This is a genomic window from Sphingobium sp. UBA5915, assembly GCF_002431195.1.
Classification (GTDB): Bacteria; Pseudomonadota; Alphaproteobacteria; order Sphingomonadales; family Sphingomonadaceae; genus Sphingobium; species Sphingobium soli.
In genome coordinates this window covers 19,474-19,871 of sequence record NZ_DJDV01000028.1, presented here as the reverse complement: position 1 = coordinate 19,871, position 398 = coordinate 19,474, and the positions used below count along the sequence as shown (strand labels likewise).

General features: G+C 63.8%; 1 protein-coding gene. It reads left to right on the top strand.

Annotated features, from left to right (window positions below):
* The coding region (locus B2V90_RS04300; RefSeq protein ID WP_293919802.1) for an AAA family ATPase at nucleotides 1-398 on the top strand (398 nt) is incomplete at both ends.

The following is a 398-nucleotide window of genomic DNA, read 5'->3' as shown; positions in this document are numbered from 1 at the left end:
CGCGGCGAGTTCGAGGAGCGGTTGAAGGGCGTGCTCGATGAGGTCAAGGGCGCGGAAGGCCAGATCGTCCTCTTCATCGATGAAATGCACACGCTGATCGGCGCGGGCAAATCCGAAGGCGCGATGGACGCGGGCAACCTGCTGAAGCCCGCCCTCGCGCGCGGCGAACTCCATTGCATCGGCGCGACCACGCTCGACGAATATCGCAAATATGTGGAGAAGGACCCCGCGCTTCAGCGGCGGTTCCAGCCGGTCTTCGTCGGCGAACCAACGGTGGAGGACACCATCTCCATCCTGCGCGGCATCAAGGACAAATATGAGACGCATCATGGCGTCCGCATCGCCGATGGCGCGATCGTGTCCGCCGCGACCCTGTCCAACCGCTACATCACCGACCG